At 63.4% G+C, this 24732-nt stretch carries 18 protein-coding genes and 1 tRNA gene; 13 read left to right on the top strand and 6 right to left on the bottom strand.

Annotated features, from left to right (window positions below):
• The first annotated feature begins 4 nt into the window (after positions 1-4).
• Positions 5-1195: a DUF459 domain-containing protein gene (locus LB571_RS17520; protein ID WP_083882972.1), complete on the top strand. Its 1191-nt coding sequence runs from the start codon at positions 5-7 to the stop codon at positions 1193-1195.
• Here the strand turns inward: LB571_RS17520 and LB571_RS17515 are convergent.
• Both LB571_RS17515 and gltB read right to left on the bottom strand, forming a co-directional pair.
• On the bottom strand, positions 1192-2646 hold the full coding sequence (locus tag LB571_RS17515; protein WP_224596365.1) for a glutamate synthase subunit beta: 1455 nt from the start codon (positions 2644-2646) through the stop codon (positions 1192-1194). The two genes, LB571_RS17520 and LB571_RS17515, sit on opposite strands and share 4 nt — an antisense overlap.
• A gap of 139 nt (positions 2647-2785) precedes the next feature.
• Entirely contained in the window at positions 2786-7519 is a 4734-nt protein-coding gene (gene gltB, locus LB571_RS17510; RefSeq protein ID WP_015315835.1) for a glutamate synthase large subunit, read from the bottom strand.
• A 472-nt stretch (positions 7520-7991) separates the two neighbouring features.
• On the opposite strand from gltB, the gene LB571_RS17505 reads away from it, so the two are divergent.
• Entirely contained in the window at positions 7992-9044 is a 1053-nt protein-coding gene (locus LB571_RS17505) for a threonine aldolase family protein (protein ID WP_224596362.1), read from the top strand.
• 80 nt (positions 9045-9124) lie between these two features.
• Here the strand turns inward: LB571_RS17505 and LB571_RS17500 are convergent, their stop codons facing one another.
• Positions 9125-9592 (bottom strand): Hsp20 family protein, encoded by a 468-nt coding sequence (locus LB571_RS17500; protein WP_013893124.1) that lies wholly within the window; start codon positions 9590-9592, stop codon positions 9125-9127.
• A gap of 479 nt (positions 9593-10071) precedes the next feature.
• Here LB571_RS17500 and LB571_RS17495 point away from each other — a divergent pair, with 479 nt between their 5' ends.
• On the top strand, positions 10072-11049 hold the full coding sequence (locus LB571_RS17495; RefSeq protein ID WP_224596359.1) for an alpha/beta fold hydrolase: 978 nt from the start codon (positions 10072-10074) through the stop codon (positions 11047-11049).
• A gap of 138 nt (positions 11050-11187) precedes the next feature.
• Here the strand turns inward: LB571_RS17495 and hisN are convergent, their stop codons facing one another.
• Both hisN and LB571_RS17485 read right to left on the bottom strand, forming a co-directional pair.
• Entirely contained in the window at positions 11188-11961 is a 774-nt protein-coding gene (gene hisN, locus LB571_RS17490) for a histidinol-phosphatase (protein WP_140619367.1), read from the bottom strand.
• 370 nt (positions 11962-12331) lie between these two features.
• A complete protein-coding gene (locus tag LB571_RS17485) occupies positions 12332-13273 on the bottom strand; it encodes an N-formylglutamate amidohydrolase (RefSeq protein WP_140721345.1) in 942 nt (313 codons plus the stop codon).
• 162 nt (positions 13274-13435) lie between these two features.
• Here LB571_RS17485 and cpdR point away from each other — a divergent pair, with 162 nt between their 5' ends.
• Together cpdR and LB571_RS17475 are read left to right on the top strand one after the other, a co-directional pair.
• A complete protein-coding gene (gene cpdR, locus LB571_RS17480; protein WP_006199474.1) occupies positions 13436-13798 on the top strand; it encodes a cell cycle two-component system response regulator CpdR in 363 nt (120 codons plus the stop codon).
• Between the two features lie 115 nt (positions 13799-13913).
• Positions 13914-13988 (top strand) — tRNA-Val (locus LB571_RS17475).
• A 91-nt stretch (positions 13989-14079) separates the two neighbouring features.
• Here the strand turns inward: LB571_RS17475 and LB571_RS17470 are convergent.
• Positions 14080-15234, bottom strand: coding sequence for a dihydrodipicolinate synthase family protein (locus LB571_RS17470; RefSeq protein WP_140823112.1), 1155 nt, complete (start codon positions 15232-15234; stop codon positions 14080-14082).
• A 238-nt stretch (positions 15235-15472) separates the two neighbouring features.
• Between LB571_RS17470 and LB571_RS17465 the strand changes: the two genes are divergently transcribed.
• The 8 genes from LB571_RS17465 to LB571_RS17430 all read left to right on the top strand — a co-directional run bounded on the left by LB571_RS17465 (position 15473) and on the right by LB571_RS17430 (position 24728).
• Positions 15473-16531, top strand: a complete 1059-nt coding sequence (locus LB571_RS17465) for a LacI family DNA-binding transcriptional regulator (RefSeq protein WP_140875197.1) — start codon at positions 15473-15475, stop codon at positions 16529-16531.
• Entirely contained in the window at positions 16528-17544 is a 1017-nt protein-coding gene (locus tag LB571_RS17460) for a Gfo/Idh/MocA family protein (RefSeq protein ID WP_224596354.1), read from the top strand. The genes LB571_RS17465 and LB571_RS17460 overlap by 4 nt, the downstream gene beginning before the upstream one ends.
• Positions 17541-19142 (top strand): acyl CoA:acetate/3-ketoacid CoA transferase, encoded by a 1602-nt coding sequence (locus LB571_RS17455; protein ID WP_140619356.1) that lies wholly within the window; start codon positions 17541-17543, stop codon positions 19140-19142. The genes LB571_RS17460 and LB571_RS17455 overlap by 4 nt, the downstream gene beginning before the upstream one ends.
• Positions 19135-19911 (top strand): enoyl-CoA hydratase/isomerase family protein, encoded by a 777-nt coding sequence (locus LB571_RS17450; protein WP_224596352.1) that lies wholly within the window; start codon positions 19135-19137, stop codon positions 19909-19911. Before LB571_RS17455 ends, LB571_RS17450 begins: the two co-directional genes overlap by 8 nt.
• A gap of 17 nt (positions 19912-19928) precedes the next feature.
• The gene (locus tag LB571_RS17445) at positions 19929-21440 is read left to right on the top strand and encodes an aldehyde dehydrogenase family protein (RefSeq protein ID WP_224596348.1); all 1512 of its coding nucleotides are present in this window, start codon (positions 19929-19931) and stop codon (positions 21438-21440) included.
• A 58-nt stretch (positions 21441-21498) separates the two neighbouring features.
• Positions 21499-22752 (top strand): ABC transporter substrate-binding protein, encoded by a 1254-nt coding sequence (locus LB571_RS17440; protein WP_140619348.1) that lies wholly within the window; start codon positions 21499-21501, stop codon positions 22750-22752.
• Positions 22753-22839: 87 nt separating this feature from the next.
• On the top strand, positions 22840-23790 hold the full coding sequence (locus tag LB571_RS17435; RefSeq protein WP_015315823.1) for a carbohydrate ABC transporter permease: 951 nt from the start codon (positions 22840-22842) through the stop codon (positions 23788-23790).
• A complete protein-coding gene (locus LB571_RS17430) occupies positions 23787-24728 on the top strand; it encodes a carbohydrate ABC transporter permease (protein WP_015315822.1) in 942 nt (313 codons plus the stop codon). The genes LB571_RS17435 and LB571_RS17430 overlap by 4 nt, the downstream gene beginning before the upstream one ends.
• Positions 24729-24732 lie beyond the last annotated feature (4 nt).

Raw genomic sequence — 24732 nt, 5'->3', positions numbered from 1 at the left:
TCGCATGCCGGTGCTGATCCTGGCCTTCGCCGTGCTCGCCATTGCCGTGGCCGGAGCCGTCCATGCCCCAGCCATGGCGCAGGAACAGCCGCAGCAAAGCCGGGGCTGGTCATTGCGCGACCTTCTGTTTCCGCGCCGCAGCGAGCGGGTCGAGCCGCCACAGGACATCCAGAAGGCGAGACCTAAGCCGAAGAAGAAACCGCGTGCGCCTCGCCCACCAGAGGAGCCGGCAACGCCCGTGGTCGAAAAAGCGCCGGACGCCCGCACCGTCCTGGTGGTCGGCGACTTCATGGCGGCCGGCCTCGCCGAGGGTCTGGACGAAGCCTTCGCCGAGAATACCGGCGTCAGGATCGTTGTCCGCAGCAATGGCTCGTCAGGCTTCGTGCGCGATGATTTCTACAACTGGCCCGAACAGATCAAATCGCTGATCGACACCGAAAAGCCCGCCGCGGTGGTCGTCATGCTTGGGTCGAACGACCGCCAGCAGATGAAGGTCGGCGACGTACGCGAACAGCCCCGCTCCGAAAACTGGACGAAGGAATACGAGCGCCGCACCGATGAGCTCGGCAAGGCAATCGCCACCGCCAAGGTGCCTTTCCTGTGGGTCGGCATGCCAGCCTTCCGGGTGCCGAAGATGACCTCCGACATGCTGGCCTTCAACGACATCTACCACAAGGCCGCCGAAAGCCACGGCGGCGAATTCGTCGATGTCTGGGACGGCTTCGTCGACGAGAACGGCGCCTTCGTCACCTCTGGCCCCGACATGAACGGTCAGCCGGTGCGACTGCGCGCCGATGACGGCATCAACGTGTCCAAAGCCGGCAAGCGCAAGCTCGCCTTCTACACCGAAAAGCCGCTGCTTAAGATCCTTGGACTGGCCGCGCCGGGAAGCGTGGCACCGACGACGGCGCCGGCGGGCGCACCGGTCGAGACCCCCGCTCCAGCGGCCGCGCCTATCGTCATCGATCGCACCCAACCTATGCTGCTCAGCGATCCCGCGCTCGACGGCGGCACAGAATTGCTCGGCGCTGCCCCACCGCCGAAGGCCAATCCGGCTCTCCCTGGCGAAAGGCTGGTGATCGAGGGCAAGGCGCCGGAGGCTTCCCCAGGCCGCGCCGACGACTTTTCCCGGCCGCCGAAGGCAAGTCCGGCGACAGCGGCAGCGTCCGACACCACCACGGCGATCAGCCCTTAACGCGGCAGGACGGTCGTCCCCATCAGCGCCTCGTCGATCGAGCGTGCCGCCTGGCGGCCTTCGCGGATCGCCCAGACGACCAGCGACTGGCCACGGCGTACGTCGCCCGCCGCGTAGAGCCGTTCGACGCTCGTCCTGTAATCGCGGTCATTGGCCTCGACATTCCTGGAACGGCGGCTGTCGGTGGTGATCTTCATCTCCCCCTCGAGTTCCGCCGCAACGCCCGCCATCGCCGGGCCAGCAAAGCCGATGGCGATGAAGGCGAGATCGGCGCGGATGACAAATTCAGTGCCGGCGATCGGCTTGCGCTTGTCGTCGACCTCGCAGCACTTCACGCCTGTAAGCTGGCCTTCCTCGCCGATGAATTCGAGCGTCGCCACCTGGAATTCGCGTTCGGCGCCCTCGGCCTGCGAGGACGAAGTGCGCATCTTGGTCGCCCAGTAGGGCCAGACGGAGAGCTTGTCTTCCTTCTCGGGCGGCTGCGGACGGATGTCGAGCTGGGTCACGCGCACCGCGCCCTGGCGAAAGGCGGTGCCGACGCAGTCCGACGCGGTGTCGCCGCCGCCGACGACGACGACATGCTGGCCACCGGCGATGATTGGATGCGACGGCCATGCCACGGACTGGATCGGTTCGCCTCCGACCCGGCGGTTCTGCTGCACCAGATAGGGCATCGCGTCATGCACGCCGCCGAGATCGTCACCGGGAATGCCGGCAGCGCGCGGCGTTTCCGAACCGCCGCAATAGAGCACGGCGTCATGTTCGGCGAGGAGTTCAGCCACAGGCTTGTCGATGCCGACATTGACGCCGCAATGGAAGGTGACGCCCTCGCCCTGCATCTGTTCGATGCGCCGGTCGATATAATGCTTCTCGATCTTGAAGTCGGGGATGCCGTAGCGCATCAGCCCGCCGGGGCGGCTCTCGCGCTCATAGACATGCACGTCGTGACCGGCGCGGCCAAGCTGCTGGGCGGCCGCCATGCCGGCTGGGCCGGAGCCGATGATGGCGACCCGCTTGCCGGTCTTCTTCTCCGGCGGATAGGGCCTGATGTGGCCGGTCTCGTAAGCCTTGTCCGCGATCGCCTGCTCCACCGTCTTGATGGCGACCGGAATGTCTTCGAGGTTCAGCGTGCAGGCTTCCTCGCAAGGCGCGGGGCAGATGCGGCCGGTGAACTCCGGGAAATTGTTGGTCGAGTGCAGGTTGCGGATCGCGTTGTCCCAGTCTCTGTTGTAGACGAGGTCGTTCCAGTCGGGGATCTGGTTGTGGATCGGACAGCCCGTTGGCCCATGGCAGAACGGAATGCCGCAATCCATGCAGCGCGCGGCCTGTTTCTCGACTTCCTTGTCCGACATCGGCAGCGTGAATTCGCGGAAATGCCGGATGCGGTCGGAGGCCGGCTGGTACTTGTGCACCTGCCGGTCGATTTCGAGAAAGCCTGTTACCTTGCCCATAGTCCAGTTCCTGCTGTCCAGATGGTGCGGTTTTCGCCGCACCCGTTAACCTCTTGAGGCAGCCGTGGCAACCTTGAGCCCGAGGTCAAACTGTCGATGAAGGGGCCGGGAAGCCTGGGCCCCCCGGCAATTCTCAAATCTATTCGGCCGCGACGCCCATGCGCATGCGTTCCATCTCGATCAGCGCGCGGCGGTATTCGACCGGCATGATCTTGCGGAATTTCGGCCGGAAAATAGCCCAGTCGTCGAGTATCTCGCGGCCGCGCACCGAACCCGTATAGTGCACGTGGTTCGAGATCAGCTGGTAAAGCCGTTCTTCGTCATGACTGGTCATGTCGCCAGACACGTCGACGCGGCCCTTGTGGTCGAGGTCGCCGCCATGGTGCAGCAGCTTTTCCATCAGATCGTCTTCTTCTGGGACCGGCTCCAGCTCGACCATGGCCATGTTGCAGCGCTCGGCGAAATCACCTGCTTCGTCCAGCACATAGGCGACACCGCCCGACATGCCGGCGGCAAAGTTGCGGCCGGTTTTGCCGATGACGACGACGACGCCGCCGGTCATGTATTCGCAGCCATGGTCGCCGACGCCCTCGACGACCGCGGCGACGCCCGAATTGCGCACCGCGAAGCGCTCGCCGGCGACGCCGGCGAAATAGGCCTCGCCCTCGGTCGCGCCATAGAGCACCGTATTGCCGACGATGATGGAGTCGGCCGCGACGATCCTTGCCTCTTCCGGTGGCCGGATGACGATGCGCCCGCCCGACAGGCCCTTGCCGACATAGTCATTGGCGGCGCCGACGAGCTCGAACGAGATGCCACGTGCCAGGAAGGCGGCGAAGGACTGGCCGGCCGTGCCGGTGAGTTTTACCTGGATGGTGTCCTCGCGCAGGCCCTTGTGCTTGAAGCGCTTGGCGACCTCGCCCGACAGCATGGCGCCCGTCGAACGGTCGACATTGCGGATGTCGACCTCGATCTTGACCGGTTGCTTGGCCTCCAGCGCGGGTTTGGCCAGTTCGATCAGCTTGCGGTCGAGCACATCGTCGATCGGATGCTTCTGCCGCTCGGTCCAGTGCACCGCTTCATGCGGCGCATCGGGCTTGTAGAACATCTTCGAGAAATCGAGCCCGCGCGCCTTCCAGTGCTGGATCACGTCACGCTTTTCCAGAAGGTCGGCGTCACCGATGATCTGGTCGATATGGGTGAAGCCCATTTCGGCGAGCAGCGCCCGCACCTCCTCCGCCACGTAGAAGAAGAAGTTGATGACATGCTCGGGCGTACCCTTGAAGCGCTTGCGCAGCACCGGATCCTGCGTCGCGACGCCGACCGGGCAGGTGTTGAGATGGCATTTGCGCATCATGATGCAGCCGGCCGCGATCAAAGGCGCGGTCGAGAAGCCGAACTCGTCGGCGCCGAGTAGCGCGCCGATGATGACGTCGCGCCCGGTGCGCAGGCCGCCATCGACCTGCAGCGCCACGCGCGAGCGCAGGCCATTCAGCACCAGCGTCTGGTGCGTTTCGGCAAGACCCATTTCCCACGGGCTGCCGGCATGCTTGAGCGAGGTCAGCGGCGACGCACCGGTGCCGCCATCATAGCCAGAGATGGTGATGTGGTCGGCGCGCGCCTTTGCAACGCCGGCCGCGACCGTGCCTACACCAACCTCCGACACCAGCTTGACCGAGACGTCGGCCGCCGGATTGACGTTCTTCAGATCGTAGATCAGCTGCGCCAGATCCTCGATTGAATAGATGTCGTGGTGCGGCGGCGGCGAGATCAGGCCGACGCCCGGCGTCGAATGCCGAACCTTGGCGATGGTTGCGTCGACCTTGTGGCCGGGCAACTGGCCGCCCTCGCCGGGCTTGGCGCCCTGCGCCACCTTGATCTGCATCATGTCGGAGTTGACGAGATATTCCGCCGTCACGCCGAAACGCCCCGACGCGACCTGCTTGATCGCCGAACGTTCGGGGTTCTTGCCGCCACCTGGCAGCGGCAGATAGCGATCGGCCTCTTCGCCACCCTCGCCGGTGTTCGACTTGCCGCCGATCTGGTTCATGGCACGCGCCAGCGTGGTGTGCGCTTCCCTGGAAATCGAGCCGAACGACATCGCCCCGGTCGAGAAGCGCTTGACGATGTCGGCCGCCGGCATGACATCGTCGAGGGCGACCTTCGTGCGGCCGGTCTCATCCGCCAGCTTGATCTTGAACAAGCCGCGTATGGTCTGGGCGCGGGCCGTCTCGCTGTCGATCTGCGCCGAATAGTCCTTGAACGTCTCCCACGATCCCTGGCGCACGGCGTGCTGCAAGGTGGCGACCGCGTCGGGCGACCACATATGCGCCTCGCCGCGCATGCGGAACAGGTATTCGCCACCGACCTCCAGGCTGTTGCGCAGCACCGGATCGCTGCCGAAACCGTCCGTGTGACGGCTGACGGTTTCACCCGCGACCTCATCCAGTCCGACGCCTTCGATCAGTGTCGCGGTACCGGTGAAGTATTGCTGCACGAAATCGGTCTTCAGCCCGATGGCATCGAAGATCTGCGCGCCGCAATAGGACTGATAGGTCGAGATGCCCATTTTGGACATCACCTTGAGGATGCCCTTGCCGATCGACTTGATGTAGCGCGACACCACTTCGTAGGCGTCGACCTCCTCGGGCAGTTCGCCGCGCTTGTGCATGTCGAGCAACGTGTCGAAGGCGAGATAGGGATTGATCGCTTCCGCGCCGTAGCCTGCAAGGCAGCAGAAATGATGCACCTCGCGCGGCTCGCCCGATTCGACGACCAGGCCGACCGCGGTGCGCAGCCCCTTGCGGATCAGATGGTGGTGCACGGCGGCCGTGGCCAGCAACGCCGGAATGGCGATGCGGTCCGGTCCGAGCTGGCGATCGGACAGGATGATGATGTTGTAGCCGCCGGCGACTGCCGCCTCCGCCCGCTCGCACAGCCGGTCGATGGCCCCCTGCATGCCGGCAGCACCCTCGCTCGACCCATAGGTGATGTCGATCGTCTTGGTGTCGAAACGGTCCTCGGTGTGGCCAATCGAGCGGATCTTCTCGAGATCGCCATTGGTCAGGATCGGCTGGCGCACTTCGAGCCGCTTGCGGCGCGAATTGCCGACTAGGTCGAAGATGTTCGGCCGCGGTCCGATGAACGACACTAGGCTCATCACCAGTTCCTCGCGGATCGGGTCGATCGGCGGGTTGGTGACCTGGGCAAAATTCTGCTTGAAGTAGGTGTAGAGCAGCTTCGACTTGTCCGACATCGCCGAGATCGGCGTGTCGGTGCCCATCGAGCCCACGGCTTCCTGGCCGGTGGTCGCCATCGGCGACATCAATAGCTTGGTGTCTTCCTGGGTGTAGCCGAACGCCTGCTGGCGATCGAGCAGGCTGACATCCTTGCGCAGCGCGCGCGGCTCGACCGGCTTTAAATCTTCCAGGATGAGCTGCGTATTGGCAAGCCAGGTCTTGTAGGGGTGTTTGGTCGCGATCTCCGACTTGATTTCCTCGTCGGGGACGATGCGGCCCTTGGCAAGGTCGATCAAAAGCATGCGGCCGGGCTGCAGCCGCCACTTCTGGACGATCTTCTCCTCCGGCACCGGCAGCACGCCGGCCTCGGAAGCCATGATGACGCGGTCGTCATCGGTGACGATATAGCGTGCCGGGCGCAAGCCGTTGCGGTCCAGCGTGGCGCCGATCTGGCGTCCGTCGGTGAAGGCGACCGCCGCCGGCCCGTCCCAAGGCTCCATCAACGCGGCGTGGTATTCGTAGAAGGCCTTGCGATCGGCATCCATGAGCTTGTTGCCGGCCCAGGCTTCCGGGATCAGCATCATCATGGCGTGGCTGAGGCTGTAGCCGCCCTGGAACAGAAACTCGAGCGCATTGTCGAAACAGGCGGTATCGGACTGGCCGTCATAGGAGATCGGCCAGAGCTTCGAGATGTTGTTGCCGAACAGTTCGGAATCGACCGACGCCTGGCGCGCCGCCATCCAGTTGTTGTTGCCGCGCACCGTGTTGATCTCGCCATTATGCGCGACCATGCGGTAGGGATGCGCCAGCTTCCACGACGGGAAGGTGTTGGTCGAGAAGCGCTGGTGGACGAGGATCAGCGCGGTCTCAAAACGCGGGTCCTTGAGGTCCTTGTAGTAGGCGCCGACCTGATAAGCCAGGAACATGCCCTTGTAGACGATGGTGCGCGCCGACAGCGACACGCAGTAGGCGCCGATGTCCTTGTTGTCGTTCTCGGCGTAGATGCGGCCCGATATGACCTTGCGCAGCAGGTAGAGCCTGGCCTCGTATTCCTCGTCGTCGGTGATGTCGGCCGTGCGGCCGATGAAGACTTGGCGGTGGAACGGCTCGGACGCGACGATGTCGGGCGCCTTCGATAGTGACGAATTGTCGACCGGCACGTCGCGGAACCCGAGCAGCGGCAGCCCTTCGGACTGCGCCGATTCGGCGATGATCTCCTCGATATGTGCACGAAGGGCAGCATCCTGCGGCATGAACCAGTGTCCGACGCCGTACTGGCCTACCGGTGGCAGTTCGATACCTTGAGCCGCCATCTCCTCACGGAAGAAAAGATCCGGAAGCTGCACCAGCACTCCGGCGCCATCGCCGACCAGCGGATCGGCGCCGACGGCACCGCGATGCGTCAGGTTCTCGAGCACGGCAAGCCCGTCCTTGACGATCTGATGCGACTTCACGCCCTTCATGTTGACGATGAAGCCGACGCCGCAGGCGTCATGCTCGTTGCGCGGATCGTAGAGGCCCTGGGCGGTCAGGCCGCCGGCAGACGCGCGATTTTTGGTGGAGGTATTTTTGACGGCGGCCGCTTTCGTCTGCGCGGCCTGGCCGTTCGTCGCAGAGAGCGTCAATTCCGTCATTGTCCTGTCCTCCATTCCAGCCCTTCAGGCGCTGGTTTGCCTCGGCAAGCGCTTGGCTCACCCTGATCCTTGCGGCACGTCTTGCGAAATCCTTTTCGAACCATGCGCCTTTTCGCATGCTTCGCATCTGGTATCGTACAGGCCAGCGTCCGGCCGTCCACCTGTCGCTCGCGGCAACAGCCGGAGAGGCCAATATGTTACGCCAATCCGGCCTGTTTTGTGCGACAAAATAAGACAGCACTACTGTCCTAAATTTTTATGGCAGAATTCCTAAACGCGCACAAGACCGATTCACAAAAAATTTGGAGCTTTGGCGACATAAAATTACGCGGAGTTGAGGAAAAACGTAAGCTTAAGTCGCCCACGCTTGCCGCCACGTTGGCTGGCTTTAACGGTTTTCCGGCGCCTGGCCCTTGCGGTCGGCGCGTTAAACCGGTCAACTCCGGCTGATTTCCCCAACACAGGCAGATACATGTTCTTCGCTTCCGACAATTGGGCAGGCGCCCATCCCAATATCGTTGCCAGCCTGTCTGCCTCGGCCGGTGGCTTTGCCACCGCCTATGGTGACAGCGCCCTCGACGAGGCGGTTTATCAGCGCTTCAGTGAAATATTCGAACGCGAGGTCGCGGTGTTCTTCGTGGCAACCGGCACCGCCGCCAATTCGCTGTCGTTGACCACCTTCAACAAGCCGGGCGGCATTTCCTTCGCTCACCGAGAATCGCATGTCATCGAGGATGAATGTGGCGCGCCGGAGTATTTTTCCGGCGGCTCGCGGCTGCACGCCGTCGACGGTCCCCTGGGCAAGATCGACCCGCCCAATCTGGGCAGGGCGATCGGCCGTTTCGCAAGCGAGGTCGTTCATTGGGGCCGGCCGATGGCGGTCTCGATCACCCAGTCGACCGAGGTCGGCACCGTCTATGGTCTGGACGACATTGACGCGATCTCGGCCATCGCCAAACAGCATTCCGTGCCACTGCACATGGATGGCGCCCGCTTTGCCAATGCGCTGGCCGCGCTCGACACCACGCCGGCCGAAATGACCTGGAAACGCGGGGTCGATGTCCTGTCCTTCGGCGGTACCAAGAACGGTTGCTGGTGCGCGGAGGCGATCGTGCTGTTCGACCTCGACCGTGCCAAGGAACTGGCCTTCCTGCGCAAGCGTGCCGCACAGCTGCTTTCGAAGTCGCGTTTCGTCGCGGCGCAGTTCGAAGCCTATTTCAAGGACGGGCTGTGGCTCGACACCGCCAGGCATGCCAATGCCATGGCCGCGCGCCTGGCGGCGGCGATCGAGGATTCGGCCACGGCAAAGCTCGCTTGGCTGCCGCAGGCTAATGAGGTGTTCGCGGTGATCGAGAAAACCGAAGCAGACAGGCTGCAGGCGGCAGGCGCGGCCTTCTATGACTGGCACAGGCCGCATGGTTTTGACGGCCATATCGGCGAGGACGAACTGCTCTATCGCTTCGTCACCAGCTTTGCCACGACGACTGAGGAAGTCGACCGCTTTGGCCAGCTGATCGCCGGATAACAGTCAATCTTCGGACAAAAAAGCGACGCCTCGCGGCGCCGCTTCCGTCTCGGGAGGAGACTTTAGATTTTATGCGGTCGTCAGGCTGCCGTCTTGGCCTCGATCTGCTTGGCCTTGGCCGGAGCCGAGGTGATCGCGATCTTGCGCGGCTTCAGCTCTTCGGGAATGTTGCGCTTGAGGTCGACGAAGAGCAGGCCGTTCTTCAGCGCGGCGCCGACGACTTCAACATGATCGGCAAGCTGGAAGCGGCGCTCGAAGGCCCTGGAGGCAATGCCGCGATAGAGCAGTTCGGAACCCTCGCCGGTGCCCTCGTCCTTGCGCTCGCCCTTCACGGTCAGCACGTTACGGTGAGCTTCGATCGAGATTTCCTCGTCCGAGAAGCCGGCGACGGCCATCGAAATCCGATAGGAATCCTCGCCGGTGCGCTCGATGTTATAGGGCGGATAGGTCTGCGCGCCGTCGGGCTGCGCAAGCGAATCCAACATGGTGAAGAGACGGTCGAAGCCGACGGTCGAACGGTAAAGCGGGGAAAAATCAACGTGACGCATGAGGTGTTCTCCTGTTGAGCAACATGGTTTGCGTATGGTCGGTGCGAAACCCGCGAGCGGCGTTTCGGGAGGACCAGCGGCCCCGATTGGCGACCGCAACCCACATCTGGGGAGCGCTCGAAAGCATTTCAAGTTTCGTTTGACGGCAAAAAAGAACGAGGCGGCCAACCTTTGATGAACGGCAGATGAACCGGTGCTTCGGCGCCCGTTCAGACAGCCCGCGCTAAAGTGGCTTTCAAGATCAAGGATTGGCGGCGCCGGATCTGCGAAGGTGCCGCAACGAGGCCGAACCGGGTGTTAACGTCCCTTCCTCCCGGATCGACAGGGGCCGGAAGCGCGCTCAAAGCCGCTTCCGGCCTGACCCGTCTCAGTCCTCCATAACCCGGATTTGCTTTGCTTTTGATGTGTTGGCGTCTATCACCGTGACGAGGCCAGCCGCGACCGGCTGGCGCGCAAGGACGCCGAGCACAAAGCGCCGAATGACGGATCTTTTCCACGACACTCCGCTCTTCCACGAAACCGAGGGCAATCCGCGACCGGAAAACGCCACGGGCGGCTTTTTCACCACGCGCGACGGCAAAAAAATACGTTATGGCCTGTTCGCGGGGGTGGCGCGGCCGATGCGGGGCACCGTGGTGCTGCTCGGCGGCCGCAACGAGTGCATCGAGAAATATTTCGAGACCATCCGTGACCTTGCCGCGCGTGGCTTTGGTGTCGCCATCCTGGACTGGCGCGGTCAGGGCGGTTCGGACAGGCTGATCCGCGATCGCCAGCGTGGCTATGTCAGGTCGTTCCGCGACTATACGGCTGACCTGGAGCAGTTCTTCGAAGAGATCGTGCTGCCGGACTGCCGCGGACCGTACTATATCCTCGCCCATTCGGCCGGCGCTGTGATCGCGCTGCTTGCCGCGCCGTCGATGGTAAACCGCGTGCGGCGCATGGTGCTGATCGCGCCGTTCCTGACATTGCCCGACCTGCCGGTCTCGATAGGGACGGTGCGCCGGATCTGTTCGTTTTTCTGCGCCCTGGGGCTCGGCTGGCTCTATGCCGCCTGGGGTCCAAGGCCGAGACACACGCTGCCCTTCGAAGCCAACAAGGTTACATCGGATCCGCAACGCTATCGCCGTAACACGCGCATTTATGAAGAATATCCGCAAATGGCGCTCGGCGGCCCGACGATCCGCTGGCTGCAGGCGGCGGCGAAGGCGTCGGCAGCCATCAGCGACCCCGACTTCATGGCCCGCATTCAGGTGCCGCTGCTGATCATCGCCGCCGGCGCCGACCAGGTCGTCTCGACCAGGGCGGTGGAGGCATATGCGAGAAATCTACGGCTGGGTTCGCTGTTGATGATCGACGGTGCCAAGCACGAAATCCTGCAGGAAGCCGATCTCTACCGCGAACAATTCCTCGCTGCCTTCGACGCCTTCGTCCCCGGCTCAGACGACCCGACAGCCTGACGGGCCGCGGCTCTTCCGCGAGAGGGTGTAGCTGACACTCCCTTTTTCAGGAAGGAGGCGCTGGCGGCGTTCAGGCAGACCCATGGGCGTACGCCGGCGGCATTCCAGCGGTCGAGAAGCCGCCGACCGGAGGTGATGTCAGCCGCGCAGGGCAGCCATGGCGGCGGCATGAAGCTCCGGTGTGGCGGCCGCTAGAACGTCGCCGCCATTCTCCGCCGGCCCTCCGTCGAAAGTGGTGACGACCCCGCCTGCCTTCTCGATGATCGGGATCAGCGCCACGATGTCGTAAGGCTTCAATCCAGGATCGGCGACGATGTCGACGCTCCCCGAGGCGATCATGGCGAAGGCATAGCAATCGGCGCCATAACGGGCGAGCTGGATTTGCCGCTCGAACGCGTCATAGCGATTGCGTGCCTCGCCCTTGAACAGGGCCGGCGTTGTGGTGAACAACGTGGCCTCGGCCAGCTTCGTCGTCTTGCGGGTCGTCAGCTTGCGGGGGCCTCCCGGCCCCTCATAGTGGGAACCGGAAGCGTTGGCGTAGAACAGCTCGCCGGTGAAGGGCTGCGCCATCATGCCGGCGACCGCGTCACCATCGACCGTCAGCCCGACCAGCGTCCCCCACACCGGCAGGCCGGAGATGAAGGCGCGCGTGCCATCGATCGGATCGATCACCCAGACATGCCGGCTGGAGATGTTCTCGCTGCCGTGCTCTTCGCCCAGGATGCCGTGGTCGGGATACTCGGCCGATATCAGCGCCCGGATGGCGCGCTCGGCCTCGCGATCGGCCTCCGTGACCGGATCGAAACTGCCTTTTTCCTTGTTGGCGACCGCGCCCTGGGCGCGAAAGCGCGGCAAGGTCTCCGCCGCCGCCGCTTGCGCGATACGGCGCATGAAATCGATGCTGATGTCCAACTGATTCTCCCGCTTTGCAGCGCGCCCGAGCCGGGCCTGCCGCGACTTCCCCGCCAAGACAAGCTTGTTTATCGATTTATCCGCCGCGACGACTGTTGCCGGAATGTCACTCCAACGCCATCGAAACGCAATTTCCACATCACTCTGAATTAAAAAAGCCTAAACGTCGCTTGACATTTGTGCGCTGCACAATACCCTCAATCTCGGACAGGGTTTCCTGTCCATGCCCTCCTTGGGCGTTTCCTCCCTAGACTTCGACCGTATCGTGCAAACGATGCGGTCTTTTTTTCACGGCCGCTCCTGGAGCGGGCCGTCCAAAGAAGCACACAAAAATCTTGGGCGGTGGCACGCATGAGACAAGGCGTGGTCTTCACTCCGCGGCCAGCGGCAGATCGATGAAATGATGGTCCGGCATCGCCATCAGGTCGGCTGAAAACCGCGTCAGATCGTCGGCCAGCGCGTCGAAGCCGGCGGCTTTCTCGAATGTCCGCTCATTCATGTAGAGCCCGCGATTGACCTCGATCTGCAGCGCATGCAAATGACGCGCCGGACGGCCGTAATGCTCGGTGATGAACCCGCCAGCGTAAGGCTTGTTGTGGGCAACCGTATAGCCCATCGCGGTCAACAGGCCGATCGCGGTTTCGGTCAGGGCCGCGGTGGCCGAGATGCCGAAACGGTCGCCGATGATGAAATCCGGCCGCAGCCCGTTGTCCCCGACACGGATGCTCGCCGGCATCGAATGGCAATCGATCAGCACGGCAAAGCCGAACCGAGCGTGGGTCCTGGTCAAAAGCCGCTTCAGCGTTTCGTGATAGGGCTTGTAGACGGCCTCGATGCGGGCAACCGCCTCGGCGAGCGGCAAGCGGCCCGAATAGATGTCGAGCCCCTCGCCCACCAGCTTCGGCACGGTGCCGAGCCCGCCGGCCACGCGCGCGGAGCGGATGTTGCAGAAGGACGGCACCGGCTCGGCGAACATGCGCGGGTCGAGTTCCCAGGGCTCGCGGTTGACGTCGAGATAGGCGCGCGGGAAATTCGCCGCCAGCAGCGGCGCGCCGAGCGCCACGGCGCCGCCGAACAACTCGTCGACATAGCAATCCTCCGAGCGGCGGATGGCATTGCGATCGAGCCTTGCCATGGCAAGGAAGCGTTCGGGATAGTAGCGGCCGCTATGCGGCGAGTTGAAAAGGAAGGGGACGCGCTGCTCGGCGCCCGACCGGATTTCGAAGGGTGGAAAGACCGAAAAATCCTCGGCTGCCGTCTTCAATTTGAACGAACCCGAAAACACCAGTGCATCATGGCATGAAACTGCCACCTTGCTGGCCGCATGTCCAGCATTTCGGCGGTCGTGCGGCTGGGCAAATGTGGGTCAGGCGCGTCCGCGTTCACTTGATGTTTACTCTCACCTCCTCATATACAGGATGGTTAACGGGCCTGCCCCACGGCAGTCTCCGGCGGGTGATTCGGACGGGATAACATGGCACGCATTCTTCTGGCGGAAGACGACGACGATATGCGTCGGTTCCTCGTCAAGGCGCTGGAGCGCGCCGGCTATCAGGTCAGCGATTTCGACAACGGCGCCAGCGCCTATGAGCGGCTGCGTGAGGAACCGTTCTCGCTGCTTCTGACCGACATCGTCATGCCGGAGATGGACGGCATCGAACTGGCGCGTCGCGCCACCGAGATCGATCCCGATCTCAAGGTCATGTTCATCACCGGTTTTGCCGCCGTCGCGCTGAACCCGGATTCCAAGGCGCCGAAAGACGCCAAGGTGCTGTCCAAGCCCTTCCACCTGCGCGATCTGGTCAACGAGGTCGAGAAGATGCTGCAGGCGGCTTGAACCGCCTTTCGCAAGCCGCCGGCGTCGGTCCACAGCCGCGGCGGGACGACGTGTTTTTCCTCTTTTCCTGCTATTGACGCGCCTGACCAAAAATGGTGTATGCGCGGCTTCGGATGGGCGTGTAGCTCAGCGGGAGAGCACTGCATTGACATTGCAGGGGTCACAGGTTCAATCCCTGTCACGCCCACCATCCAACCCAGATATTCGGACCTTGCATCAATACGCGAGCGTCTTGGCGCTCACCGGAATGGACGACGGGTGATCCGATCGCGAAACGCGTTTTAGGCCCCCGCGACAGCACACAGGCTTTTCATCCGCGAAATGGCAAGGTCGGGGTCGGCCAGCAATCCTGCCTGGTCGGCGAGGCGAAAGACGTCGGCATAATGGCGGATGCCGCGCGCCGACTGCATGCCGCCGACCATCGAGAAATGGTCCTGGTGGCCGTTGAGCCAGGCCATGAAGACAATGCCGGCCTTGTAATATTCAGTCGGCGCCTCGAAGATTTTTCGTGACAGCGGCACGGTCGGCGCCATCAGCGCGTCGTAGCCGGTACGATCGCCGGCAGCCAGCTTCGCCAGCGCGGCATTGGCGGCCGGTGCGATCGCGTCGAAAATGCCGAGCAGCGCATGCGAGTGCCGCTTGCCGTCTCCGGCGATCAGCTCGGGATAATTGAAGTCGTCGCCGGTGAACATCATGACGCCGTCCGGCAGCCGGTTCCTGAGCGCCACTTCCTTGCCGGCGTCGAGCAGCGATATCTTGATGCCTTCGACCTTGCCGGCATTGCGCTCCATGATGGCGATCACCGTATCGAGCGTGGTCTCGAAATCGTCACTGCCCCAATAGCCTTTCAAGATCGGATCGAACATGTCGCCCAGCCAGTGCAGGATGACCTTGCCGGAGGCCTGGCCCAATATGCGGTCGTAAACCAGGGCGTAATCGTCTGGCCCCTTCGCCACGGCCGCCAGCGCGCGGCTGGCCATCATGATCGCCTTGCCGCCCTGGCCTTCGATGAAAGCGAACTGCTCCTCATAGGCGGCGACCACGTCGTCGACCGTCCGGGCCTTCGACGGTGCCAGATGGTCGGTGCCCGCACCCGAGGCGAGATCGGCGCCAGCGACGGTCCGCGCCTCCGCGATTGAACGGCGGATCAATTCCTGCGCATTCGTCCAATCGAAACCCATGCCGCGCTGCGACGTGTCCATTGCCTCGGCGATGCGGAAGCCGAGCCGCCATAGATGATGACGAAACGCCATCGTCCTGTCCCAATCGACAACGGGCCGCGACCATGGATCTGTCATTCCCAGCGGATCGGCGACGACATGCGCGGCGGCATAGGCGATGCGCGAAAACCGCGCGCCGGTCACCGGCTGGACCGGCTGTCCGACAAGCGCGTAGGGTGTGCTGCGGCCACCCTCGCCAGGCAAGGCAATGTCCATGGATCTCTCCCTTTCGTGTCTCCTAAATGGAACGTTCCAATAAATCAAGAACCTTTAAGGTTTGAGATGGACGGCCAGCGATGCTGCGTTGCAACACAACGACCCCCTGGGTAGCATATCGTTTGACCGCATATGACCTGCTGCTCTTGCTAGAGAAAAATCCTGATTGACTCATCCTCGGAGCAAGGATTAGAACGTTCCAATAAATTCGATTGAAAAAACCGGGGAGGATATCTGGATGGCCAGCCGGCCGAAGGCGACGATCTTCGACATCGCCCGCGAAGCAGGCGTGTCCAAATCGACGGTGTCGCTCGTGCTCCAGGGCAGCGGCCTGATCCGCCCCGAAACCGCGGTCAAGGTTCGCAAGGCGATCGAGGATGTCGGCTATGTCTATAACCGCGGCGCCGCCAATCTGCGCAAGGCCCACTCCAACGTCATCGGCATGGTCATCAACGACCTCACCAATCCGTTCTTCGCCGAGATGGCGGTCGGCATGGAGCGGGTCTTCCAGTCGGCCGGCATCGTGCCCTTCATCGCCAACACTGCCGAAAATCCGGTGCGCCAGGAAGAAGTGCTGAAGTCTCTGATGGAACAGGGCGTCGCCGGGCTCATCGTTTCCCCGGCGCGCGGCACGACGCCAGGGGCGTTCCGGCGGCTGGAAATAGCCGGTCTGCCGATTGCCTTCGCCATGCGCCGGCTGCCTGAAAGCCGCATTCCGGTGATTGCTCCCGACAATCATCGGGGCGCCTATCTCGCGACTTCGCATCTCGTCGGCAAGGGGCATCGCCGCCTGGCCTTCTTCGGCGGTTCGTCCGACCTCGTCGTTTATCATGAGCGCCTGGGCGGCTTTCGCGAGGCCTGCGAGACGCTCGGCATCGACGCCCGCGATGCGCTTATCATCGAGGGCGAGACCAACCGCAAGGGCGGCATGGCCTGTCTGGAAACGTCGCTGGCAATGGCCGAGCCGCCGACCGCGGCGCTGTGCTTCAACGATGCCGTTGCCTTTGGCGTCATGCTGGCGCTGCGCAAGCGCGGACTTGAGCCGGGCGCGGATTTCGCTGTCGTCGGCTTCGACGATGTGGTCGAGGCCGAACATTATATGCCGCCGCTGACCAGCGTAGCGGTGGACTCCGCCGGTCTCGGCGAACGCGCGGCCCACGTCATGATCAAGATGATCCAGTCGCGCACCACGCGGGCCGAGGATCATGTCGGCGCCGTCAATCTCGTGGTCAGGGAAAGCTGCGGCCCGGATCGCCGCACGCGAAAAAGGCCCGTGGCAGCGGGAACCGCGACATGAGCGTCAAATGGGGGCTGATCGGCGCCAGCACGATCGCCCGGCAATTCATGATCGATGCCATTCGCGCTCAACCCGATGGCGGGATCGCGGCTGTAATGAGTTCCAGCGCGGAACGCGCCACGGCCTATGCAAGGGAAAATGGCATTCCAGCCGCCGTATCGAATCTCGACGCCTTGCTCGGATCCGACATCGACGCCGTCTACATCTCCACCACCAATGAACTGCATTTCGAACAGGCGCTGGCCGCTGCCAAGGCGGGAAAGCATGTGCTGTGCGAGAAGCCGCTGGCGCTGACCAGCGACGACGCGCGCAAGATGGTCGCCGCGGCCAAGGCGGCTGGCGTCGTGCTCGGTACCAATCATCATCTGCGCAATGCCGGTGCGCACCGCGCCATGCGCGACGCCGTTGCCGCGGGCCGCATCGGCAACCCCATTGCCGCGCGTGTCTTCCATTCCGTCTACCTGCCCGAAAACCTGCAGGGCTGGCGCATCGCCAGGCCCGAGGCGGGCGGCGGGGTGGTGCTCGACATCACCGTGCACGATGCAGACACGCTGCGCTTCGTGCTTGGCGACGATCCGGTCGAGGTTTCCGCTTTCACGCAATCCGCCGGCATGGCCGGGAGCGGGCTGGAAGATGGCGCCATGTGCGTCTGGCGCTTCAAATCGGGCCTTATCGCGCAATCGCATGAGGGGTTCACCACCAGGTTTGCCGACACCGGCTTCGAGGTGCACGGCTCGCGGGGCTCGCTCATCGCCCGCGATGTGATGACGCAGAAGCCGGCCGGCTCGGTCCTCCTGCGCACCGCCAGCGGCGAAGAACAGTTGAGCTTCGACCGCGAGGATCTATACGCCAGGTCGGTACGCGGGTTCCATGCCGCGGTCCGTGGCGAGCGCCAGCCTTCCGCCACCGGAGAAGACGGCATCTGGTCGCTCGCCGCGGCCGAGGCGGCATTGCAATCGGCGGCTTCCGGCAAGACCGTCAAGATCGACCCGAAACTCGGGAGCATGAATTGAGCAAGGTCGTCTCATCGGCGCAGGCCGCCAGCCTGATCAAGGACGGCATGGTCGTCTCGGTGTCCTCGTCGAGCGGCCTCGGCTGTCCAGACGCCGTGCTCGCCGCGATCGGCGAACGCTTCGATGGCGAGGGCCATCCGAAGGATATCACCACGCTGCACCCGATCGCCGCCGGCGACATGTATGGCATCAAGGGCATCGATCATCTGGCGAAGCCCGGCCTCTTGAAGCGTACGCTGTGCGGCTCCTATCCGTCAGGTCCCTCCTCCGCCGAGCCGCCGCAAATCTGGAAGATGATCGGCGACAATGCGGTTGCCGCCTATAACGTGCCGTCCGGCATCCTGTTCGACATGCACCGAGAGGCCGCCGCCAAGCGACCGGGCGTGCTGACCAAGGTCGGCCTCGACACTTTCGCCGACCCGCGCCACCAGGGCTGCGCCATGAACGCCGCCGCCGCCGAGCCGATCGTGTCGGTGCAGCAATTCGACGGCGAAGAATGGCTCTACTTCCGCGCCATCGTGCCGCAGGTCTCGATCATCCGTGCCACCACGGCTGACGAGCGCGGCAACCTTACCTACGAGCATGAGGGGGCCTATCTCGGCGGGCTGGAGCAGGCGCTCGCCGCCCGCAACAATGGCGGCATCGTCATCGCGCAGGTCAAACGCGTCGTCGAGAACGGCACGTTGAAGCCGCATGATGTGCGCGTGCCGGGCGTGCTGGTCGACCATATCGTCATTGCGCCGGATCAGTTGCAGACGACGCTGACGCCCTACGATCCCGCAATCTCCGGCGAGATCTTCCGGCCGCTGTCGAGCTTCCGCAATGCCGAGATGAATGTCCAAAAGGTGATCGCGCGCCGGGTCGCCATGGAGCTTCGCGACGGCATGGCCGTCAACATCGGCTTCGGCATTTCGGCCAACGTGCCGCGTATTCTTCTGGAAGAAGGCCAGCACGGCAAGGTCACCTGGCTGATCGAACAGGGCGCGGTCGGCGGCGTGCCGTTGCTCGACTTCAAGTTCGGCTGCGCCTCCAACGCCGAGGCGATCATGCCCTCGCCGCACCAGTTCATCTATTTCCAGGCCGGTGGCTTCGACGCTTCGCTGCTCTCCTTCCTGCAGATCGATCGCCACGGCTCGGTCAACGTGTCCAGGCTTTCGGCGCGGCCGCATGTCACCGCCGGCGCCGGCGGCTTCGTCGACATCACGTCACGGGCGAAGAAGATCGTTTTTTCCGGCTTCTTCAATGCCGGGGCAAAGCTGTCGCTCGCCAATGGCGGCATCCGCATCGACGCGGAAGGCAAGGTCAAGAAAGTCGTCGAGGAGGTCGAGCACATCTCCTTCTCCGGCAAGCGCGCCGTCGCGCAGGGACAGGACATCACCTATGTCACCGAGCGCTGCGTCATGAAGCTGACGCCCGATGGGCTGATGGTGATGGAACTGGCGCCGGGCATCGACCTCGAGCGCGATGTGCTGGCGCAGGCCGAGATCCCGCTCAACGTAGCCAACGACCTCAAGGTGACGCCGGCGGCACTCTACCAGGATCGGCCGATCGGCCTGTCGCTGAATGGCGGCGCCTCGCTCGGAGGCGCGCATGGCTGAGCGCCTCGTCACCTTCGAGCAGGATGGCGCGATCGGCATTGTCACCTTGCGCCGTCCGGAAAAGTTCAATGCGCTCGATATCCCGATGCTGCGCGCGCTGGAAGCGGCGCTGGACGAGGCGGAAAGCGCTCAGCATGTCCGCGTCGTCCTCATATGCGGCCAAGGCAAGGGATTTTGCGCCGGCGGCGACGTCGAGGCCTGGGGGAGCATGAGTGCCGCCGATTTCCAGGTGCAATGGGTGCGCTACGGCCACCGCGTCTTCGACCGGCTGGCGCGGCTGCGGCAACCGACCATCGCCGTTCTGTCCGGCCACGCGCTTGGCGGCGGGCTGGAACTGGCTGTGGCTTGTGATTTCCGCGTAGCGGAAACGCAGGTGAAGCTCGGCTTCCCCGAGACCTCGATCGGCGTCGTCCCCGGCTGGTCCGGCACGCAGCGCGCGGTGCGTCGCTTCGGCGCCCAGACGGTGCGTCGCATGGCTGTCGGTGGCGAGATTTTTCTGGCGCCGGAAGCGCTTGCGCTAGGCGTCGTCGACCGCGTCGTCGAAACCGGCAAGGCCTCGGATGAAGCCAGGATCTGGGCTGAAAAAATCGCCGCACGCGGACCGCTGGCCACCGAAGCCGCCAAGCTGATGATTGCGGTGGCGGAAGGCGAGGAAAGCGCCGCTGCAACAGAAGCCTTGGCCAGCGGCTTCATCGCGCTCACCGGTGATCTCAAGGCCGGCGTCGGCTCCTTCAAGACCAAGCAGAAGCCCGTGTTTTCGCGTTCGTAGGACAGAGTGGAAATCACATGAATGCACCTCTGAAGATTTCCATGCCTGCCGAGGCCTCCGTGGCCCCCAAGGCATACAAGCTTCTGATCGACGGCAAGCATGTCGATGCCCGCGATGGCCGCATGCTGGAACGCAAGAGCCCCGGCCACGGCTTCATGGTTTCACACTATGCTCAGGCGGGTGCCGCCGAAGTGGAAGCCGCGGTGCAGGCGGCGCACAGGGCCTTCGAGACCGGCCCCTGGCCGCGCATGAAAGCGTCCGAACGCGCCGCGATCTTGCTCAAGGCCGCCGACCTGATCGAGATCCGGCTGGAAGACATCGCCCGGCTCGATGCGCTGGAATCCGGCAAGCCGATCGCCCAGGCGCGCGGCGAGATCGGCGGCGCCGTCGACATCTGGCGCTATGCCGCTTCGCTGGCCCGCACGTTGCACGGCGAAAGCTACGCCAATCTCGGCGATGCCATGCTGGGCGTCGTGCTGCGCGAGCCGATCGGCGTCGTCTCGATCATCACGCCGTGGAATTTCCCCTTCCTCATCGTCAGCCAGAAACTGCCTTTCGCGCTCGCCGCCGGCTGCACGGCCGTGGTCAAGCCAAGCGAAATGACGTCGGCCTCGACCTTCGTGCTTGGTGATATCCTGTTGGAAGCCGGCGTTCCCGCTGGCGTCGTCAACATCCTCGCCGGTCTCGGCGCCGATGTCGGCGCGCCGATGGTCAGCCATCCCCTGGTCGAGATGGTTTCGTTCACCGGTTCCACCCGTGTCGGCAAGATGACCATGGCCGCGGCCTCGAATTCCCTTAAGAAAGTTTCGATGGAACTCGGCGGCAAGAACGGCCAGATCGTCTTCCCCGATGCCGATCTTAAAGCCGCAGCCGATGCCGCGGTATTCGGCGGCTTCTTCAACGCCGGCGAGTGCTGCAATGCCGGCAGCCGGCTGATCGTGCATGAGGCGATCGCCGACGACTTCCTGGGCGCCGTGAAGGCATTGACCGCCAGGGTAACCGTGGGCGATCCGCTCGACGACCTAACCAAGGTCGGCGCGATGATTTCGTCCGACCATCTGGCCAAGGTGACGGGTTACGTCGCGGCTGCCGCGAGTGAAGGCGGCAGCATCTACAGTGGCGGCGGGCAACGCCCTTCCAATGCCGGCCAATATCTCAATCCGACGATCTTACGCAACGTCACCGAAAACATGACGGTCGCGCGCGAGGAAGTGTTCGGGCCGGTGCTCTCGGTGCTGACTTTTGAATCGATTGAAAAGGCGTTGCGCATCGCCAACAACACGCCCTATGGTCTGTCGGCGGGTGTGTGGAGCGCCAGCATCGACACCTGCATGTCGGTGGCGCGGGGCGTGCGTTCGGGGACTGTCTGGGTGAACACGTTCATGGAAGGTTATCCAGAACTGCCGTTCGGCGGCTACAAGCAGTCGGGCCTGGGCCGCGAACTCGGCAAGCGCGCTGTTGAGGACTATACAGAGGAAAAGACAATCCAGTTTCATCGCGGCCAGCGCACCGGTTGGTGGGTCGGCTGAGTTGGGAAGAACCCGGTGGGCTGCCACCGGTCGTGTAATGCAACAAGGGAGGAAGTACATGTTGCGCAAACTGCTTATCGGAACGGCGCTCGCTTCGGGCCTGGCTTTCGCGGCCCATGCCGAGGACGTCAAGGAAGTGCAGATGCTGCATTGGTGGACGTCGGGCGGCGAAGCGGCTGCTCTCAACGTGCTCAAGGGCGATCTGGCCAAGGAAGGCTATGCCTGGAAGGACGTTCCCGTGGCCGGCGGCGGCGGCGATGCCGCCATGACCGCGCTGAAGGCGATGGTCGCGGCCGGCAACTATCCGACCGCCTCGCAGATGCTCGGCTACACCGTGCTCGACTATGCCGCTGCCGGCGTGATGGGCGACCTCACCGAGACGGCGAAGAAGGAAGGCTGGGACAAGTCGGTTCCGGCCGCGCTGCAGAAGTTCTCCGTCTATGACGGCAAGTGGGTTGCCGCTCCGGTCAACGTCCACTCCGTCAACTGGCTGTGGATCAACAAGGCGGTGATGGACAAGATCGGCGGCACCGAGCCGAAGACTTTCGATGATTTCATCGCCCTGCTCGACAAGGCCAAGGCGGCCGGGGTCACCCCGCTCGCGCTTGGTGGCCAGAACTGGCAGGAAGCGACCATGTTCGATTCCGTCGTGCTGTCGACCGGCGGACCTGAGTTCTACAAGAAGGCGATGAACGACCTCGACGACGCGTCGCTCAAGTCCGACACGATGAAGAAGTCGTTCGACAATCTGGCCAAGCTCGTCACCTATGTCGACCCGAACTTCTCGGGCCGCGACTGGAACCTCGCCACCGCCATGGTCATCAAGGGCGATGCGCTGGTGCAGGTCATGGGCGACTGGGCCAAGGGCGAGTTCCACGCCGCTAAAAAGACGCCGGGGACGGACTTCCTCTGCTATCGCTTCCCGGGCACCGACGGCTCGGTGATCTACAACTCCGACATGTTCGGCATGTTCAACGTTCCGGACGACCGCAAGGCTGCCCAGGTCGCTCTGGCCACCGCCACCTTGTCGAAGAGCTTCCAGTCGGCCTTCAACGTCGTCAAGGGTTCGGTTCCGGCCCGCACCGACGTGCCTGACACCGACTTCGACGCTTGCGGCAAGAAGGGTATCGCCGACCTGAAGAAGGCCAATGAAGGCGGCACGCTGTTCGGCTCGCTGGCCCAGGGCTATGGCGCGCCTCCGGCTGTCGCCAATGCCTACAAGGACGTCATCTCGAAGTTTGTCCACGGTCAGATCAAGACCTCGGACGAAGCCGTGACCGAACTGGTCAAGGCGATCGACGACGCCAAGTAAGCGCCGGCCACAACACCTTCCCCGCTCCGGCGGGGAAGGTTTCCGGTCCGTGAGGCCGATCGGCCGGATGCCGACGGGAGGAACCCCATGAGCAGTGTAGCGACAACCCAGATCAAGCTGACACCGGAGCGGTCGCGCACCTCGGTGCGCTCGCGCCTGCAGGATGCCTTGCCCAAGATCGTGCTGGCGCCGAGCTTCGCCATCACCATCGTCTTCGTCTACGGCTTCATCCTGTGGACGATCTATCTGTCCTTCACCAACTCCAAGACCTTCCCGTCCTATGCCATAACAGGCGCGCGTGCCTACCAGCGGTTGTGGGGCTGGACTTTCGACACCGACCCGCCGTCGAGCTGGTACACGTCGATCACCAATATGGGCATTTTCGGCTTTCTCTACATCTTGATCTGCCTGGCGCTCGGCCTGTTCCTGGCCATCCTGCTTGACCAGAAGATTCGCGGCGAAGGCGTTTTGCGTCCCATCTACCTCTATCCGATGGCGCTCTCCTTCATCGTCACCGGCGTTGCCTGGAAATGGTTCCTCGACCCCGGCCTAGGTCTCGAACAGACGCTGCATCAATGGGGCTGGACGAGCTTCCATTTCGACTGGATCAAGAACAAGGATTTCGTCATCTACACCGTCGTCATCGCCGGCGTCTGGCAGGCCTCCGGCTTCATCATGGCGATGTTCCTGGCCGGCCTGCGCGGCATTGACGGCGAGATCATGAAAGCGGCGCAGATCGACGGCGCCACCACCTTCCAGCTTTATCGCCGCATCGTCATTCCGCTCTTGCGGCCGATCTTCCTGTCGGCCTTCATCGTGCTTGCGCACCTAGCCATCAAATCCTACGACCTGGTCGTGGCACTGACCAGCGGCGGCCCCGGCGGCTCGGCCTGGCTGCCGTCCAACTTCATGTATGAATACACCTTCAAGCGCAACGAAATGGCGGTCGGTTCGGCAAGCGCCGTGATCATGCTGATGACCATCGTCGCCATCATCGTGCCCTATCTCTATTCGGAACTCAGGGAGAAGTCGCGATGAGCGCCGCGACCACTCCCGCTCGCCAGGCCAGCGGCATGAACGTCAAGATCGTCAACCGCATCGTCATCTACGGGCTTCTGGCGCTGTTCGCGCTGTTCTACCTGATGCCGCTGTTCGTCATGCTGGTGACCTCGTTCAAGACCATGGACGAGATCCAGAACGGCAACATGCTGGCGCTGCCAAAGGCGCCGACCTTCGACCCCTGGCTGAAGGCCTGGGGTGAGACCTGCGTAGGCCTCACCTGCGCCGGCATCAAGGGCTATTTCTGGAACTCCATAAAGATGGTGGTTCCGGCCGTGCTGATCTCGACCATGCTCGGTGCGCTCAATGGCTACGTGCTGACCAAATGGCGTTTTCGCGGCGCGACCCTGGTATTCGGGCTGATGCTGTTTGCCTGCTTCATCCCGTTCCAGTCGGTACTGCTGCCGATGGCGACGATCCTGGGCAGCCTCGGCCGGTTCGGCGTGACGCTGCAGAACACGGTCGGAACCAGCTTCGGCCTCGGCAACCCGACGGTGAACCTGGTGTTCGTCCACGTCGTCTACGGCATCGGCTTCACCACGCTGTTCTTCCGCAACTATTACGAGGCGTTCCCGACCGAACTGGTCAAGGCCGCGCAGGTCGACGGCGCCTCTTTCTTCCAGATCTTTCGGCGCATCATGCTGCCGAATTCGATGCCGATCTTCGTCGTCACCGTCATCTATCAGTTCACGAACATCTGGAACGACTTCCTGTTCGCCTCCGCCTATGCCGGCACCGGCGACGCCATGCCGATGACGGTGGCGCTCAACAACGTCGTCAACACCTCGACAGGCGTCGTCGAATACAACGTCAACATGGCGGCCGCGATGATCGCGGCACTGCCCACCCTTCTCGTCTACGTGCTCGCCGGCCGCTATTTCGTGCGTGGCCTGATGGCGGGCGCGGTCAAAGGATAACCCA

It is taken from the genome of Mesorhizobium sp. BR1-1-4 (assembly GCF_020165375.1).
Taxonomy (GTDB): Bacteria; Pseudomonadota; Alphaproteobacteria; order Rhizobiales; family Rhizobiaceae; genus Mesorhizobium; species Mesorhizobium australicum.
The sequence above is the reverse complement of the archived record's forward strand: the minus strand, read 5'-3'. Positions and strand labels throughout refer to the sequence as shown.